The sequence below is a fragment of the Pseudomonas sp. PB105 genome (assembly GCF_009764655.1).
Taxonomy (GTDB): Bacteria; Pseudomonadota; Gammaproteobacteria; order Pseudomonadales; family Pseudomonadaceae; genus Aquipseudomonas; species Aquipseudomonas cyclaminis.
In genome coordinates this window covers 86,763-103,234 of the sequence record NZ_RWIO01000040.1, presented here as the reverse complement: position 1 = coordinate 103,234, position 16,472 = coordinate 86,763, and the positions used below count along the sequence as shown (strand labels likewise).

Sequence of the window (16,472 nt, the reverse complement as noted above, 5' to 3'; positions counted from 1 at the left end):
AAGCCGTCTTGAACAATCTTTGAAGAGCCTGCAGGGGCCACCGGGATTCGGGGCCGCCCGCAGGCCGCTCAGTCAGCGTCGCTTGGCCATCTCATTGATGAAACGGTCGAACAGCGGCGCTACGTCGTTCGGGCCCGGGCTCGCTTCAGGGTGGCCCTGGAAGCTGAACGCGCTCTTGTCGGTGCGTTCGATGCCTTGCAGGGAGCCGTCGAACAGCGACTTGTGAATTGCGCGGACGTTGCCCGGCAAGCTCGCTTCATCCACCGCAAAACCGTGGTTCTGGCTGGTGATCATCACGACGCCAGTGTCCAGGTCTTGCACTGGGTGGTTGGCACCGTGATGGCCGTGACCCATTTTCAGGGTCTTGGCGCCGGAAGCCAGTGCCAATAGTTGGTGGCCCAGGCAGATACCGAACACCGGAATCTCGGTTTCCAGCACTTCCTTGATGGCCTGGATGGCGTAGTCGCAAGGCTCCGGATCACCCGGACCGTTGGACAGGAACACACCGTCCGGCTGCAAGGCCAGCACATCGCTAGCAGGGGTTTGCGCAGGCACCACAGTCACGCGGCAACCGCGCTCAACCAGCATGCGCAGGATGTTGTACTTCACACCGTAGTCGTACGCGACCACATGGTAAGGCAACTCGCTGGCTTCGATGGTCGCGTGGCTGTCGGTCTTCAAGTCCCAGACAGTGGAGCGCCATTCATACTTCTCTTTGACGCTGACGACCTTCGCCAGGTCCATGCCCTTCAAGCCAGGGAAGCCTTGCGCTGCGGCAATCGCCGCGTCTTCGGAAATATTGTCACCGACCATGATGCAGCCGTTCTGCGAGCCTTTTTCACGCAGGATGCGTGTGAGGCGGCGCGTATCGATACCGGCGATCGCCACAACATTGTTGGCTTTCAGGTAATCGGACAGCGACATCGTGTTACGCCAGTTGCTCGCAACCAGTGGCAGGTCACGAATCACCAGACCGGCCGACCAGACACGATCAGACTCGACGTCTTCCGGTGTAGTACCGGTATTGCCGATGTGTGGATAGGTCAGGGTAACGATCTGTTGGGCGTAGGAAGGATCGGTAAGGATTTCCTGATAGCCGGTCATGGCAGTGTTAAACACTACCTCTCCAACGGTTTGACCGTCGGCTCCAATGGCTTCGCCGCGAAAAATGCTGCCATCAGCAAGGGCGAGTATGGCTGGCTTAGTCAAGAAGACCTCCCGTAAATAAAGCCTGAAAGGGCGATCGCAGGTTGTAAAAAAGCGGAGTGACGTATGGACACGTCACCCCGCTTCTTCACTGAATTATTCTGCGCGCTTTTAGTGGACACACTAAAGCTGTAGCTTACAGAAAAAGGCTTTTTGGGTCCACCGCTAATGAGCCTTAAAGGCAGGAGAATGCGACAGGACGTCGCTTAGCGGGTAAAAACGGGGCCTTAGGATAATCCTGAGGCCCCGTTTTAGCTACTGATTAGTGCAGATCCAGCACATCGCGCATGTCGTACAGACCCGCATCACGACCTTCCAACCAAAGCGCAGCGCGCACCGCACCCTTGGCGAACGTCATGCGACTGGAAGCTTTGTGCGTGATTTCCAGGCGCTCGCCTTCAGTGGCGAACAGCACAGTGTGATCACCTACGACATCACCACCACGAACGGTCGCAAAACCAATGGTGTCACGGGCGCGCGCACCGGTATGGCCTTCGCGACCGTAAACCGCCACCTTGGACAGGTCGCGTCCCAGCGCATCAGCAATAGCCTCGCCCATGCGCAGCGCGGTACCCGACGGCGCATCGATCTTGTGACGGTGATGCGTTTCGATAATCTCGATATCCGCTTCATCACCCAGCACGCGCGCGGCCAGATCCAGCAACTTGAGCGACAGGTTCACGCCGACACTGAAGTTGGCAGCAAAGACGACAGGGATATCCTTGCCCGCCTCCACCAGCAACTGCTTCTGCTCGGCAGTCAAACCCGTAGTACCGATCACCATCGCCTTGCCCGCCTTTCGGCAGAAGGCGAGATTTTTCAGCATCACTTCCGGCAACGTGAAGTCGATCAGCACGTCGAATTCATCCGCCACCTGCTCCAGGTTGCCGGACAACGACACACCGATACGACCCAGTGAAGCCAACTCACCCGCATCCGCACCAATCAATGTGCTGCCAGGACGAACAATCGCCGCAGTCAGGCCGGAGGCTGGAGAACGCTGCTGCACCGCTTCGACCAGCGCCTTGCCCATGCGCCCGGCAGCGCCCATTACGGCTATACGTCGCATATTCACTTCCTTACAGATCACCGAAGAAGCGCTTCACACCATCGAAAAAGCCCGTGGTTTTCGGCGAGTGAGAGTCATCGCCTTCCAACGAACTGCGGAACTCTTCAAGCAGTTCACGCTGACGGCGACCCAGGTTGACCGGAGTTTCCACCGCCACACGGCACATCAGGTCGCCAGCACCGCCACCGCGCACTGGCGCTACGCCCTTGCCACGAATGCGGAACTGTTTACCCGTCTGCGTCCCCTCAGGGATCTTCAGCTTGACCCGACCATCAAGGGTCGGAATCTCCAACTCACCGCCCAAGGCAGCATCGACAAAACTGATCGGCACTTCGCAGAACAGGTGCTTGCCGTCACGCTGGAAGATCGAGTGCTCGCGCACATTGATCACCACGTACAGATCACCCGTTGGACCGCCCTGAGTACCCGCCTCGCCCTCGCCAGACAGGCGAATGCGATCACCAGTATCCACGCCCGCCGGCACTTTCACCGAAAGGGTCTTGTACTCTTCGACACGGCCTTCGCCGTGGCAGGAGTCGCACGGATCGGAAATGATCTTGCCCTGGCCATGGCAACGCGGGCAGGTCTGCTGCACCGAGAAGAAACCCTGCTGCATACGGACCTGGCCAATACCGCCGCACGTCGGGCAAGTAATCGGCGAGGAGCCTTTCTTGGCACCCGAACCATCACACGGCTTGCAGTTGACCAGCGTCGGCACGCGAATGTTGACGCTTGTGCCGCGAACAGCTTCTTCCAGGTTCAGCTCCAGCGTGTAGCGCAAGTCGCTGCCACGCTGGGCACCACCGCGCTGACCACCCCGACCACCGCCAAAGAAGTCACTGAATACGTCACCGAAAATATCGGAGAAGTTCTGACCGCCAAAACCGGCACCGCCGCCGCCCATGCTTGGGTCGACACCAGCATGGCCATACTGGTCGTAGGCCGCACGCTTATTGGGATCAGACAGACATTCGTAGGCCTCGTTGGCCTCTTTGAACATTTCTTCGGATTCTTTGCTATCCGGATTACGGTCCGGGTGGTGCTTCATCGCCAGGCGACGGTAAGCCTTTTTCAGGTCCGCCTCGCTGGAGCCGCGCTCCACACCCAACACTTCGTAATAGTCACGCTTTGCCATAAGTCTTTGCACTCTTAAGGACGTTCAGCCAGACCCTCCTGAGCCTGACTAAACTCGTTGAGCCCCAATACAGGCCCGGACCCAACTCACGTCAATTCAACGATCCTGGTCATTACTACCTTTTAGCCAGGGACCCGGCCAAAAACGCGGTATTTAATGCTCGGAAAGCAGGAGCATCCCCGATCACACCGCCAGCATCCGAGCGTTGTCGCATGCTGTAAAAATTCACATACCCCAGACACGCCAACGCGGGAGCAAGCTCCCGCGCGGCGACATCCTACCAGTCACCGCTTGATAGCGGTCAACCGGGCGACCAACTTACTTGGTCTCTTTGACTTCTTCGAACTCGGCATCAACAGCGTCGTCGTGCTTGGCTTCAGGCTCTGCCTGTTGCGCAGCACCTTCAGCTGGCTGGCCTTGCTCGGCATACATCTTCTGGGCAACCGGTGCGGAGACTTTGGACAGCTCCTCAATCTTGGCGTCGATAGCAGCCTTGTCGTCGCCTTTAACAGCGGCTTCCAGGGCAACCACGGCGGCTTCGATTGCAGTTTTCTCTTCAGCGGTCACTTTCTCGCCGGCATCGGCGATCATTTTACGTGTCGAGTGCACCAGTGCATCACCCTGGTTACGGGCGCCGGCCAGTTCTGCGAACTTGGCATCTGCATCAGCGTTGGCTTCAGCATCACGGATCATCTGTTGAATTTCTTCATCAGACAGACCGGAGTTGGCCTTGATGGTGATCTTCTGCTCTTTGCCGGTAGCCTTGTCTTTCGCGCCGACGTGCAGGATGCCGTTGGCGTCGATGTCGAAAGTCACTTCAATTTGCGGCACGCCACGAGGTGCTGGTGGAATCTCAGCCAGGTCGAACTTGCCCAGGGACTTGTTCTGGGCAGCTTGCTTACGCTCACCTTGAAGCACGTGAATGGTCACAGCGCCTTGATTGTCATCGGCAGTCGAGAACACCTGGGATTTCTTGGTAGGAATCGTGGTGTTTTTCTCGATCAGCGCAGTCATCACGCCACCCATGGTTTCGATACCGAGGGTCAGCGGACTGACGTCCAGCAGCAACACGTCTTTCACGTCACCAGCCAATACCGCACCCTGGATGGCAGCACCCATGGCAACTGCTTCGTCCGGGTTCACGTCTTTACGCGCTTCTTTGCCGAAGAACTCGGTAACCAGCTTCTGAACCAGCGGCATACGGGTCTGACCGCCTACCAGGATCACGTCGTTGATTGCACCAACGTCGATACCGGAGTCTTTCAGCGCAATGCGGCAAGGCTCGATGGTGCGTTGAACCAGATCTTCGACCAGCGCTTCCAACTTGGCGCGAGAAATCTTCACGTTCAAGTGCTTAGGACCGGTAGCGTCTGCAGTGATGTAAGGCAGGTTGACGTCGGTCGACTGAGCGGAAGACAGCTCGATCTTGGCTTTTTCAGCAGCTTCTTTCAGGCGCTGCATTGCCAGCGGGTCACCCTTGAGGTTCATGCCGCTTTCTTTCTTGAATTCGTCAACGAGATAGTCGATCAGACGAATGTCAAAGTCTTCACCGCCCAGGAAAGTGTCGCCGTTAGTAGCCAACACTTCGAACTGGTGCTCGCCGTCAACTTCGGCAATTTCGATCACGGAAACGTCAAAGGTACCGCCACCCAGGTCATAAACGATCACAGTGTGGTCGCCTTTGGCCTTGTCCATACCGTAAGCCAGAGCGGCTGCAGTTGGCTCGTTGATGATACGTTTTACGTCCAGGCCAGCGATGCGGCCGGCGTCTTTGGTCGCCTGGCGCTGGCTGTCGTTGAAGTAGGCTGGAACGGTGATTACCGCTTCAGTCACTGCTTCGCCCAGGTAGTCTTCGGCGGTTTTCTTCATCTTTTTCAAGATTTCAGCCGAAATTTGTGGCGGCGACATTTTCTGGCCGTTCACTTCAACCCAGGCGTCACCGTTGTCAGCCTTGGCGATTTTGTACGGAACCATCTTGATGTCTTTCTGTACGACTTCTTCGTCGAACTTACGACCGATCAGGCGCTTTACCGCGTACAAAGTGTTGTGCGGGTTGGTGACAGCCTGACGCTTGGCCGACTGACCAACGAGGATTTCACCGTCGTTGGCGTAAGCAATGATAGACGGCGTGGTACGCGCGCCTTCGGCGTTCTCGATTACTTTTGCAACGCCGTTTTCCAGCACGGAGACGCAGGAGTTGGTGGTCCCCAGGTCAATACCGATAATTTTGCCCATGATTTACTCTCCCGAAACTTGAATTTGGTTGCCGCAGCAGTGGTGGCTAACTGCGGTAGCACTTAAACGCTTGACTTATAAATGGGGGCCTTGCGGCGAATTTCAAGCCTGCTCATCAATAGAAGGTGCAACAGGTGCAGGAGCCTTGCTCACCACTACCATTGCCGGACGCAGCAGGCGGCCGTTGAGCTGGTAACCCTTCTGGAACACCTTCAACACACTGTTGGGTTCCAGGTCATGGCTTTCCTGCATGGCCATTGCCTGGTGATGCTCAGCGTTGAACGGTTCACCGCCTTGCGGATCGATGGCTTCGAGCTGATAACGCTTCAGGGTGTCCTGGAACATTTTCAGGGTGAGCTCGATCCCTTCGCGCATCGGGCGGATGTTTTCGTCATCCGGGTTGGACAATTCAAGGCCACGCTCCAGGCTGTCGATGATCGGCAGCAAGTCATTGGCGAATTTTTCAAGCGCGAATTTGTGAGCTTTCTCTACATCCTGCTCGGCACGGCGGCGGACGTTCTGCAGATCGGCGGCAACACGCAAAGACTGATCCTGCGCAGCGGCCAATTGCTCTTCGAGCACTTGCACACGGGTCGCCAGTTCATCACCGACAGCCGAATTGGCGTCTGGAGTTTGCGTATCCTGCGTCTGTTCGTCAGCCATAGATTTCTCCTTTCAAAATCATGCGCGAACTCAACTCGCGCTTCTGTTCCGGTATATGGGGCCACAATTTCCAGCTTCAAGGGCGCAAGCGTTACCAAAAGTCTTTCGCCTGCCGCAGATCAATTCCCGCACCACCATTCTTCTTTGCACTAAAAAACCTCCTCGACCGAGCAAATCGAGCTAAGCATCAGGATTGTCAGCCCCAAACAAAACACTGTATAAATAACCAGACCTAAAGCCTGGGAGCGGCCGTCATGCTCGTGCACCTGTCCGTACATAACTACGCCATCGTTGAACATCTGGATCTCGAACTGGATCGCGGGATGAGCGTAATCACAGGCGAAACCGGCGCCGGCAAGTCGATCATGCTCGACGCCCTGGGCCTGACCCTGGGCGACCGCGCCGACAGTGGCGTGGTGCGTCCCGGTGCCGACAAGGCCGACATCCTGGCCACCTTCGACCTGGCGGACATCCCAGAAGCCGAAGCCTGGCTGGCCGAGCGCGACCTCAACAATGACGGCCCCTGCATTCTGCGCCGAGTCATCACCGCCGAAGGCCGCTCACGCGGCTATATCAACGGAACACCGTGCCCCCTTGGCGACCTGAAAGCCCTCGGTGAATTGCTGATCGACATCCATAGCCAGCATGAACACCAGTCCCTGCTGAAAACCGACACCCACCGCCGCCTGCTCGACGAATACGCCGGCGCCACAGACCTTGCCCGGCAGGTGCAACTGGCTGCCCAGCGCTGGCGGCAGACCCGCCAGGAGTTGGAACGCCTATCCAACTCCGGCGACGAGCAACGTGCTCGCCACCAACTGCTCAGTTATCAGCTTGAAGAACTCGAAAGCCTGGGCCTTGGCGAGACCGAGCTGGAACAACTGGAGCAGGAGCACAAAAACCTCACCAACGCCGAAACCCTGCTGGGTATCTGCCGCCAAGTGGTAGAGCAATGCAGCGAGAGCGATTCCGGAAACGTGCTCAACGCGCTCACGGCCAGCCTCAACCGACTGTCCAGCGTTAACAATGCTTCAGGCTCGCTGAGTGAGGCCACCACCCTATTGACCAGTGCACAAATCCAGGTCGAAGAAGCCGTCGGTGAACTCAACCGCTTCCTGGATCACTTCGATGCCGACCCGGCGCGCCTGCAGGAAATAGAAGAACGCCTCGATACCATCTATACCCTGGCGCGCAAACATCGAATCCAGCCCACCGAAGTGGCAACCATGCAGCAAAAGCTGCTGGATGAAATCGAAACCCTGAACGCGAATGACGAATCCATTGAGCGACTAGGCGAAGAACTCGGCTCTTTTGCCCGTCACTATCAGGAGAAGGCCCGCGAACTGAGCGATCTACGCCAGCAAGCCGCCAGCAGCCTGGCCCACGCCGTTGAACAGGAAATTCAGCGCCTGGGCATGCCGGGAGGACGCTTCACCATCGAGCTGCGCGCCAACTCCAATAATGAATTGCAACCTCACGGCCTGGAGCAGGTTGAACTACTGGTCAGCGCCAACCCTGGGCAACCGCTCAAGGCTCTGACAAAAGTCGCGTCCGGTGGTGAGCTTTCGCGCATCAGCCTGGCGATCCAGGTGATTACCGCGCAGACGTCACGGGTGCCTACGCTGGTGTTCGATGAAGTGGACGTAGGCATTGGAGGTCCGACTGCGGAAATTGTTGGTCAGTTGTTGCGTCGCCTGGGAGATCGAGGCCAGGTACTGACGGTCACCCACTTGCCACAAGTGGCCGCACAGGGCCATCAACACTTATTTGTGCACAAGGTGCGTGGCAATGATGCAACACACACTGCGGTATCCAAGCTGAACAAGTCGGAGCGCGTGGAAGAAGTAGCCCGAATGCTCGGCGGGATCGATCTGACCAAGGAGTCTTTGGCGCACGCGAAGAAAATGGTTGTCGCCACCAAGGCTTGAGCCGAACTTTTCTTGATATAGAAAGCACGAAGGCGACCCTAGGGTCGCCTTCGATCGTTTCGCAGAGCCATTCTGCGTCGTTTTTACTTTTTCTTACGGATGTACAACACAAGGTTGTGGTCGACCAAGTCGAAGCCATGCTCCTCAGCAATCTTATGCTGAAGCGCTTCGATTTCCGGGCTGGTGAACTCGATAACCTCATTGGTATCCAGGTCGACCATGTGATCGTGATGACCACCGTCAGCCAATTCGAACACTGCATGACCGCCGTCGAAATTATGACGAACCACCAGCCCTGCGGCTTCAAACTGGGTCAGTACACGGTAAACCGTGGCCAGGCCGACGTCCTCGTTAGACTCCATCAGCGCCTTGTAAACATCCTCGGCACTCATGTGACGCTGCTCAGCAGAATCGAGCATTTGTAGAATCTTGACTCGTGGCAGAGTCACTTTAAGACCGGCTTTGCGTAGTTCGCTATTTTCAACCATGGTTAGCTTTCTCGCGGATGCTGCTTCGCAGCTTCTCTTAATACGGGTATGATCGGCGTTTACGTTGTCCCAGCCAAGATAGTGGAAGTCGCCCACCGATGCAAAACACCAAGCTCTTGCTAACCAGTTTCACCTTTGTGGGACTGCTCGCACTCGCCGGTTGTTCATTCCCCGGGGTTTACAAAATCGACATCCAGCAGGGCAATGTCGTCACGCAGGACATGATAGACCAGTTACGTCCGGGAATGACCCGACGGCAAGTACGGTTTATTATGGGCAACCCCCTGCTGACTGACACTTTCCATGCCGATCGCTGGGATTACCTCTACAGCCTGCAGCCTGGCGGCGGTGAACGCCAACAGGAACGCGTCAGCGTCATTTTTAATGGCAATGACCAGCTTGTCAGCCTGTCCGGTGACTTCATGCCCGGCGTAAGCCGCGATGAAGCCCTGCTCGGCAAAGACAGCGGCACCAACGTGACTGCGCCTGCGCAGGAGAGCGAGAAGCCGAAGTCCGAAGTACCGGCCAAGCCAGGCTCGCTGCTCGACAAGATCCAGAAAGACGTCGATGGCGTGGAAACCGTTCCGGTCCCGACGCCTCAGCCGCTGGACACCAGCCCGCAGTAACAGTGCGGCGCCTGCAAAAAAGCCCGGCATGCCGGGCTTTTTGTTGCCTGATGTTTAACAAGCTTATGAATTCTGCTGCCTGGTCATCGCCGCCTTGGCCGCCCGCAATCTACGCACCTCTTTAGGATCAACCAGCAAGGGGCGATAGATCTCAATACGATCACCTGGCTGCACAACGCGCGCTTCAGCATTCGCGACAACTTTACCGAATACCCCCAAAGGGCAATCAGCCAGATCCAGATCAGGAAACAGCATTGTAATTGCGGACGCCTGCACCGCCGCTCGCAGACTTGTGCCGGACGCCACCGTCAACGCCAGCAAAACCTGGCGATCTGCAGCGGCATACACCACCTCAATCTCAACCATGCAGTTGCTTGGCCCGCTGACAGAACGCATCTACCAGTGTGTTGGCCGCCTGGTTGAACAAGGGCCCCAATGTAGCCCGCACAAGCGGGCCAGCGTAATCAAACGACAAGTCGAGGCTGATCTTGCAGGCCTTGTCGGTCAGCGCCTTGAATACCCAGACACCGTGCAGCTGGGTAAAAGGCCCCTCCTGCAGATTCATTTCAATGGACTTGCCCGGCACCAACACATTACGCGTGACAAAGTGCTGGCCCAGCCCACCTTTCGCCACCCCGACGCTGGCGACCATGTGTTCATCAGTACTTTCCAGCACCTCAGCCGTAGAACACCAAGGCAAGAATTCCGGGTAACGCGCCACGTCGTTGACCAGGTCATAGAGCGCCTGAGCCGGATAGGGCAGCAGGGCCGAACGTTGAATATGCGTCGTCATGTGTGCGTTATTTCCACAGCTGAGCGGCAAACATCGCGAAAGAACAGCCCAATCCGCGAGAGAAAAAAACCAAAGAACTGCCCGCATTGTCCGGGATTCGACCAACACGCTCAAGCACGCAGGTTGACCGTAGCCGACACGCTCGCAACTCCCTATAATGCCGCCCCTATGGCTAAACAAAAGAAACACCCCACAGGGACCATCGCGCAAAATAAAAAGGCGCGACACGATTACTTCATCGAACATCGGTTCGAGGCTGGTCTGGTCCTGGCCGGCTGGGAAGTAAAGAGTCTGCGCGCCAGCAAGTTGCAACTGGTCGACAGCTACGTATTGCTCAAGGATGGCGAGGCATGGCTGCTGGGCAGTCATATCACCCCGCTGACTACCGCGAGCACCCACGTAATTGCCGACCCGGTGCGCACACGCAAACTATTGCTCAATGCGCGCGAACTGGAAAAGCTCGCCGCCGCCGTACAGCAGAAAGGCTACGCCTGCATCTGCCTGTCCTGGTACTGGAGCAAGCACCTGGTCAAGTGCGAGATCGCACTGGGCAAGGGTAAGAAGGAATACGACAAGCGTGATACCGAGCGCGAACGCGACTCCAATCGCGAACTGCATCGCGCCGTGCGCAACAAAGGCAAGGAAGAGTAGTCCTTGCAGTGATGTAGCCTCGGAATAAGTCCGTCGGCTACATCCCTTTTCGCCGCTCCGCACGCGCCACGCGCTGAACCTCCTGACGCACCTCCGCCAATACCTCCTGCACGTACTCCAGATGTCGCGTCGAGACGTCTCGCGCCTGTTCGGCCCGCCCCTCAATAATTGCCTGGTACAACTCCCGATGCTGACTGATCAGCATGTCTCGGGTCTCTGTACGCTGCTGATACATACCACCAATGTTGGTCACCACGTTACGCTTGAGCAGGTCGAACAAGCCGCGAATGGTGTGCAGCAACACTGCGTTATGACTGGCCTCCGCAATGGCCAGGTGGAACCTCGCATCCGCAGCCCCCTCCTCCACTCGGCTCACTTCATCAACGCGGGTATAGCAATCCTGCAACGCTTCGAATGCAGCGGTCAGCCGCTCACGGTCGACCTCGGTTGCACGCAACGCGGCGTAATAAGCACAGGACGCTTCGAGGGTCTGGCGAAATTCCAGCAGATCACGCTGTGCCTCGGGATTGTTTTCCAACAGGTGCAACAGCGGATCACTGAACGTCGAACCCAGTGACTCGGCAACATAATTGCCTCCGCCCTGGCGACTCACCAACAACCCCTTGGCGGCCAGTTTCTGAATGGCCTCACGCAGCGACGGACGCGACACGCCAAACTGCTCAGCCAAAGCGCGCTCAGCCGGCAAACGCTCACCCGACTTCAGCGTGCCCTCAAGGATCATCCCCTCAAGCTGCTCGACAATATCGTCAGACAAACGGCGCTGACGCACCTGATCAAACCCCATAACTCACTCTCCACCATCCCGACCACTCGCCGGGCCCTCTATTCTGGCCTATCACCGCCCTTCCAGCACCTATCAGAACAGCCTCGATTCATCCGATCAGATGGTCTCGCCCTCCAACCTACGACCAAAGTTTCGTGAGCGGCAAATTGACACATCCCCCTGAAGGCTTTTAACCTAGCCTCCAGCGATTGTAAATTGGTAATACCAATTATCCAAGTCGACTTAGATGTGCCTGACCAACAACAATTAGGGGCCACCCCATATGCAAACCTGGCAACAGCTTTACAGCCCGCTCGGCAGCCTCGGCCTGTCCGCATTGGCCGCCGTTATTCCCATCGTATTTTTCTTCCTGGCCCTGGCCGTGTTTCGCCTCAAAGGCCACGTGGCCGGCAGCATTACCCTTGCACTGTCGATACTGGTAGCGATCTTTGCCTTCCAGATGCCAGTGGACATGGCGCTGGCCGCAGCCGGCTACGGCTTTGCCTACGGTCTTTGGCCTATTGCCTGGATCATCGTTGCAGCGGTGTTTCTGTACAAACTCACAGTCAAGAGCGGCCAGTTCGAGATCATCCGCAGCTCGGTGCTGTCGATCACTGACGACCAACGTCTTCAGGTATTGCTGATCGGCTTCTGCTTTGGCGCGTTCCTGGAAGGCGCTGCCGGTTTCGGCGCTCCCGTAGCAATTACCGCTGCGTTGCTGGTAGGCCTGGGCTTCAACCCGCTGTACGCCGCCGGCTTGTGCCTGATTGCCAACACCGCGCCCGTCGCCTTCGGCGCTCTGGGGATCCCGATCATCGTTGCCGGGCAGGTGACTGGAATCGATGCCTTCAAGATCGGCGCCATGACCGGCCGCCAGTTGCCGCTGCTGTCGCTGTTCGTGCCGTTCTGGCTGGTGTTCATGATGGATGGCCTGCGCGGCGTTCGTGAAACCTGGCCGGCTGCGCTGGTCGCGGGCTTGAGCTTCGCCATCACCCAATACTTCACGTCCAACTTCATCGGCCCGGAACTGCCGGACATCACCTCGGCCCTGGCCAGCCTGATTTCCCTGACCCTGTTCCTGAAAGTCTGGCAACCCAAGCGCACCGCCGGCGCGCAGATAGCTGGCGCCACCTCCGGCGTAGCCATTACCGCCAGTGCCGGCGGCTTCGGGTTGCCACGCAGCACCGTCGCCTCGCCTTACAGCCTGGGTCAGATATTCAAGGCCTGGTCGCCGTTCCTGATCCTCACGGTACTGGTCACTATCTGGACGCTCAAGCCGTTCAAGGCGATGTTCGCCGCCGGCGGCTCGATGTACAGCTGGGTATTCAACTTCGCGATCCCGCACCTGGATCAACTGGTGGTCAAGGTAGCCCCCATCGTGACCAACCCGACTGCCATTCCAGCGGTATTCAAGCTGGACCCGGTTTCAGCGACCGGCACCGCGATTTTCTTTTCCGCACTGATCTCGATGCTGGTGCTGAAAATAAACATCAAGATTGGTCTTACCACTTTAAAAGAAACGTTCTACGAACTGCGCTGGCCGATCCTGTCCATCGGCATGGTGCTGGCATTCGCCTTTGTCACCAACTACTCCGGCATGTCGTCGACCATGGCGCTGGTGTTGGCCGGCACCGGTGCAGCCTTCCCGTTCTTCTCGCCGTTCCTCGGCTGGCTGGGGGTTTTCCTGACAGGTTCCGACACATCGTCCAATGCCCTGTTCAGCTCATTGCAAGCCACTACGGCGCACCAGATCGGCGTCAATGACACGCTGCTGGTAGCCGCCAACACCAGCGGTGGCGTCACCGGCAAGATGATCTCGCCGCAATCGATCGCAGTGGCCTGCGCCGCTACCGGCCTGGTGGGCAAGGAGTCCGACCTGTTCCGCTTTACCCTTAAGCACAGCCTGTTTTTCGCCACGATCGTAGGGCTGATCACACTGGCTCAGGCCTACTGGTTTACCGGCATGCTGGTGCACTAAGACCTACACGTAATAGGGTAAGAACCGACGCCGGATGACGATTCCGGCGTCAGCCATCTCTGGAGGATCAATGAGCCTGCCTGCTGCTTTCCTTGCTGACGTCGCACAACTGATCCCAAAAGATCGGCGTTTCGACGACCCGCTTTCCACCCTCGCATTCGGCACCGACGCCAGTTTTTACCGATTGATCCCACAACTGGTGATCCGTGTGGAGTCGGAAGACGAGGTGGTAGCACTCCTGCAACTGGCCCAGCGCGAGCGCGTGCCGGTGACCTTCCGCGCGGCCGGCACCAGCTTGTCCGGGCAGGCGATAAGCGATTCGGTACTGATCGTGCTGGGGGACAATTGGAACGGCCGCGAGATTCGCGGGCAAGGCACTCAGATTCGCCTGCAACCCGGCGTGATCGGCGCCCAGGCCAACGCCTGGCTGGCGCCGTTCGGGCGCAAGATCGGCCCCGACCCGGCGTCGATCAATGCCTGCAAGATCGGCGGAATCGTCGCCAACAATGCCAGCGGCATGTGCTGCGGCACCGCACAAAATACCTATCACACCTTGGCCGGGATTCGTCTCGTGCTGGCCGACGGCAGCTGCCTGGACACCGAAGATGCGGCCAGCGTCAGGGCTTTTCGTGAGCATCACAGTGCGCTGCTTGAACGCTTGGCGACACTAGGTCTCGAGACCCGCGCAAATGTCGAACTCGCCGCAAAAATTCGCCACAAATACCGTCTGAAAAACACCACTGGGCTGTCACTCAATGCCTTGGTGGACTTCGATGAACCCCTGGATATCCTCAGCCATCTGCTGGTCGGTTCCGAGGGCACGCTGGGCTTTATCAGCGCAGTGACCTACGACACCGTGATCGATCATCCGAACAAAGCGTCGGCCTTGATTGTGTTCCCGGATGTCGAGACGTGCTGCAACGCGGTAACCGTGCTGAAAACCCAGCCGGTCTCAGCCGTAGAGTTGCTGGATCGACGCAGCATGCGCTCGGTGCAGAACAAACCGGGCATGCCCGCCTTCGTACAGCACCTGTCGGAAAATGCCTGTGCGCTGCTCATCGAGTCCCGCGCGGCATCGCCCTCTTTACTGCACGAGCAACTGGCGCTGATCATGGCCTCCCTGGCCGCTTTCCCCGTAGAGAAACAAGTCGACTTCACTGAAGACCCTGTAGAAAACGCCCGCCTGTGGGCAATCCGCAAGGACACCTTTCCCGCCGTCGGCGCTGTGCGCAAAACCGGTACTACGGTGATCATCGAAGACGTGACGTTTCCTGTCGAACAACTGGCCACTGGCGTGAACCGCCTGATCGAACTGTTCGACAAACACCACTACGACGAAGCCATCCTTTTCGGACACGCCCTGGAAGGCAATCTGCACTTTGTATTCACCCAAGGCTTCAACAGCGCGGAAGAAGTCACACGCTATCAAGCGTTCATGGATGACGTCGCGCAACTGGTGGCCGTGGAGTTCGGCGGCTCACTGAAAGCCGAGCACGGTACCGGCCGCAATATGGCGCCATTCGTCGAGTTGGAATGGGGCAGCGATGCCTACCAGCTGATGTGGCAGCTCAAGCGTCTGCTCGACCCCAACGGCATTCTCAACCCGGACGTGGTGCTCAGCAACGACCCGCAGATCCACCTCAAGCATCTCAAGCCACTGCCTGCGGCCGACGAGCTTGTGGATAAATGCATCGAGTGTGGCTTTTGCGAGCCGGTGTGCCCTTCTAAAGGCCTGACGTTGAGCCCGCGCCAGCGCATCGTGATCTGGCGCGACATACAGGCGAAAAAACGCACCGGCGTCGACACCACCGAACTGGAAGCCGCCTATCACTATCAAGGCATCGACACCTGCGCCGCTACCGGGTTATGTGCCCAGCGCTGCCCCGTGGGAATCAATACCGGCGAGCTGGTGAAAAAGCTGCGCAGCCGTGACGCCGACCGTACGAAAACCGCCGAATGGCTCGCCACCCATTTCGCCACGGCATTGCAAGGTGCGCGCTTTACCCTACATGTGGCCAATGGTGCACGCATGCTGCTCGGTGCACCTCGCCTGGCGAAGCTGTCTGCCTGCGTGACCAAGCTGTCCAAGGGGCAAATTCCGCAGTGGAGCAACGCCATACCACAGCCGGAAAAGGCTATTCGGTTCAGCCCAACTGTGACGGATGAGCGGCCTCGGGTGGTCTACCTGGCCGCCTGCGTCTCACGTGCAATGGGCCCGGCGGCCGGTGATAAAGAGCAAATGTCGCTGTACGACAAAACCCGTGGACTGCTGGAAAAAGCTGGTTACCAGGTCGTCTTTCCCGACAATCAGGACAGCCTGTGCTGTGGCCAGCCCTTCGCCTCCAAAGGCTACGCCGAACAAGCAGAGCACAAGCGCCAGGAGTTGATCGGCGCCCTGCTCCACGCCAGCCGTGGTGGCCTTGACCCGATCTATTGCGACACCAGCCCATGCACCCTGCGCCTGGTGCAGGACCTGGGCGAAACCCGCCTGGACTTATACGACCCCGTGCGATTTATCCGCACGCACTTGATGGACCGCCTGGATTTCCTGCCTCAGGAAGCACCGATCGCCGTACACGTGACCTGCAGCACCCAACACCTGGGAGAAAGCCAGGCGCTGATCGACCTTGCCCGCCGCTGCGCCAAAACGGTGGTGATCCCGGAAGGCATCCACTGCTGCGGGTTTGCCGGCGACAAGGGCTTTACCACGCCAGAACTCAATGCCCACTCACTGCGATCCCTCAAGGAAGCCGTGCAATATTGCAGTGAAGGCATCTCCACCAGCCGAACCTGCGAAATCGGCTTGAGCCAGCATGGGGGCATTGATTATCACGGGCTGGTGTACCTCGTAGACCGCGTCACCCAGGCCCGCGCCCACTAATCCTGAAAAAAAACAGAACCCCTGCGCGCCAATGC

14 protein-coding genes are annotated in these 16,472 nt (G+C 57.9%); 5 read left to right on the top strand and 9 right to left on the bottom strand.

Going from position 1 to position 16,472, the window contains the following annotated elements; translation table 11 throughout:
• Window positions 1–72: 72 nt before the first annotated feature.
• From carA to grpE, 5 genes are all read right to left on the bottom strand, one after another.
• Window positions 73–1,209 carry a glutamine-hydrolyzing carbamoyl-phosphate synthase small subunit gene (carA, locus tag EJD88_RS10100; RefSeq protein WP_099584785.1) on the bottom strand — a complete coding sequence of 379 codons (1,137 nt, stop codon included), beginning with the start codon at window positions 1,207–1,209 and terminating at the stop codon, window positions 73–75.
• A gap of 259 nt (window positions 1,210–1,468) precedes the next feature.
• Window positions 1,469–2,275, bottom strand: coding sequence for a 4-hydroxy-tetrahydrodipicolinate reductase (gene dapB, locus EJD88_RS10095; protein WP_158877885.1), 807 nt, complete (start codon window positions 2,273–2,275; stop codon window positions 1,469–1,471).
• A gap of 10 nt (window positions 2,276–2,285) precedes the next feature.
• Window positions 2,286–3,410 (bottom strand): molecular chaperone DnaJ, encoded by a 1,125-nt coding sequence (gene dnaJ, locus EJD88_RS10090; RefSeq protein ID WP_015885930.1) that lies wholly within the window; start codon window positions 3,408–3,410, stop codon window positions 2,286–2,288.
• Window positions 3,411–3,728: 318 nt separating this feature from the next.
• Window positions 3,729–5,645 carry a molecular chaperone DnaK gene (gene dnaK / locus EJD88_RS10085; RefSeq protein WP_099584783.1) on the bottom strand — a complete coding sequence of 639 codons (1,917 nt, stop codon included), beginning with the start codon at window positions 5,643–5,645 and terminating at the stop codon, window positions 3,729–3,731.
• A 102-nt stretch (window positions 5,646–5,747) separates the two neighbouring features.
• Window positions 5,748–6,308: a nucleotide exchange factor GrpE gene (gene grpE, locus EJD88_RS10080; protein ID WP_094951702.1), complete on the bottom strand. Its 561-nt coding sequence runs from the start codon at window positions 6,306–6,308 to the stop codon at window positions 5,748–5,750.
• Window positions 6,309–6,562: 254 nt separating this feature from the next.
• Between grpE and recN the strand changes: the two genes are divergently transcribed.
• On the top strand, window positions 6,563–8,236 hold the full coding sequence (recN, locus tag EJD88_RS10075; protein ID WP_158877884.1) for a DNA repair protein RecN: 1,674 nt from the start codon (window positions 6,563–6,565) through the stop codon (window positions 8,234–8,236).
• 83 nt (window positions 8,237–8,319) lie between these two features.
• Here the strand turns inward: recN and fur are convergent, their stop codons facing one another.
• Window positions 8,320–8,724 (bottom strand): ferric iron uptake transcriptional regulator, encoded by a 405-nt coding sequence (gene fur / locus EJD88_RS10070; protein WP_003194220.1) that lies wholly within the window; start codon window positions 8,722–8,724, stop codon window positions 8,320–8,322.
• A gap of 98 nt (window positions 8,725–8,822) precedes the next feature.
• Between fur and EJD88_RS10065 the strand changes: the two genes are divergently transcribed.
• A complete protein-coding gene (locus EJD88_RS10065; protein ID WP_158877883.1) occupies window positions 8,823–9,350 on the top strand; it encodes an outer membrane protein assembly factor BamE in 528 nt (175 codons plus the stop codon).
• A gap of 63 nt (window positions 9,351–9,413) precedes the next feature.
• Here the strand turns inward: EJD88_RS10065 and EJD88_RS10060 are convergent, their stop codons facing one another.
• Window positions 9,414–9,716 carry an RnfH family protein gene (locus tag EJD88_RS10060; protein ID WP_158877882.1) on the bottom strand — a complete coding sequence of 101 codons (303 nt, stop codon included), beginning with the start codon at window positions 9,714–9,716 and terminating at the stop codon, window positions 9,414–9,416.
• Complete coding sequence (locus tag EJD88_RS10055) at window positions 9,709–10,143, bottom strand: type II toxin-antitoxin system RatA family toxin (RefSeq protein ID WP_158877881.1); 435 nt, start codon at window positions 10,141–10,143, stop codon at window positions 9,709–9,711. Before EJD88_RS10055 ends, EJD88_RS10060 begins: the two co-directional genes overlap by 8 nt.
• A 168-nt stretch (window positions 10,144–10,311) precedes the next feature.
• Here EJD88_RS10055 and smpB point away from each other — a divergent pair, with 168 nt between their 5' ends.
• Complete coding sequence (smpB, locus tag EJD88_RS10050) at window positions 10,312–10,794, top strand: SsrA-binding protein SmpB (protein ID WP_003176160.1); 483 nt, start codon at window positions 10,312–10,314, stop codon at window positions 10,792–10,794.
• Between the two features lie 37 nt (window positions 10,795–10,831).
• Here the strand turns inward: smpB and EJD88_RS10045 are convergent, their stop codons facing one another.
• Window positions 10,832–11,599 (bottom strand): FCD domain-containing protein, encoded by a 768-nt coding sequence (locus tag EJD88_RS10045; protein ID WP_099584779.1) that lies wholly within the window; start codon window positions 11,597–11,599, stop codon window positions 10,832–10,834.
• 262 nt (window positions 11,600–11,861) lie between these two features.
• Between EJD88_RS10045 and EJD88_RS10040 the strand changes: the two genes are divergently transcribed.
• Entirely contained in the window at window positions 11,862–13,556 is a 1,695-nt protein-coding gene (locus EJD88_RS10040) for a lactate permease LctP family transporter (protein ID WP_158877880.1), read from the top strand.
• Window positions 13,557–13,626: 70 nt separating this feature from the next.
• Complete coding sequence (locus tag EJD88_RS10035) at window positions 13,627–16,437, top strand: FAD-binding and (Fe-S)-binding domain-containing protein (protein ID WP_158877879.1); 2,811 nt, start codon at window positions 13,627–13,629, stop codon at window positions 16,435–16,437.
• Window positions 16,438–16,472 lie beyond the last annotated feature (35 nt).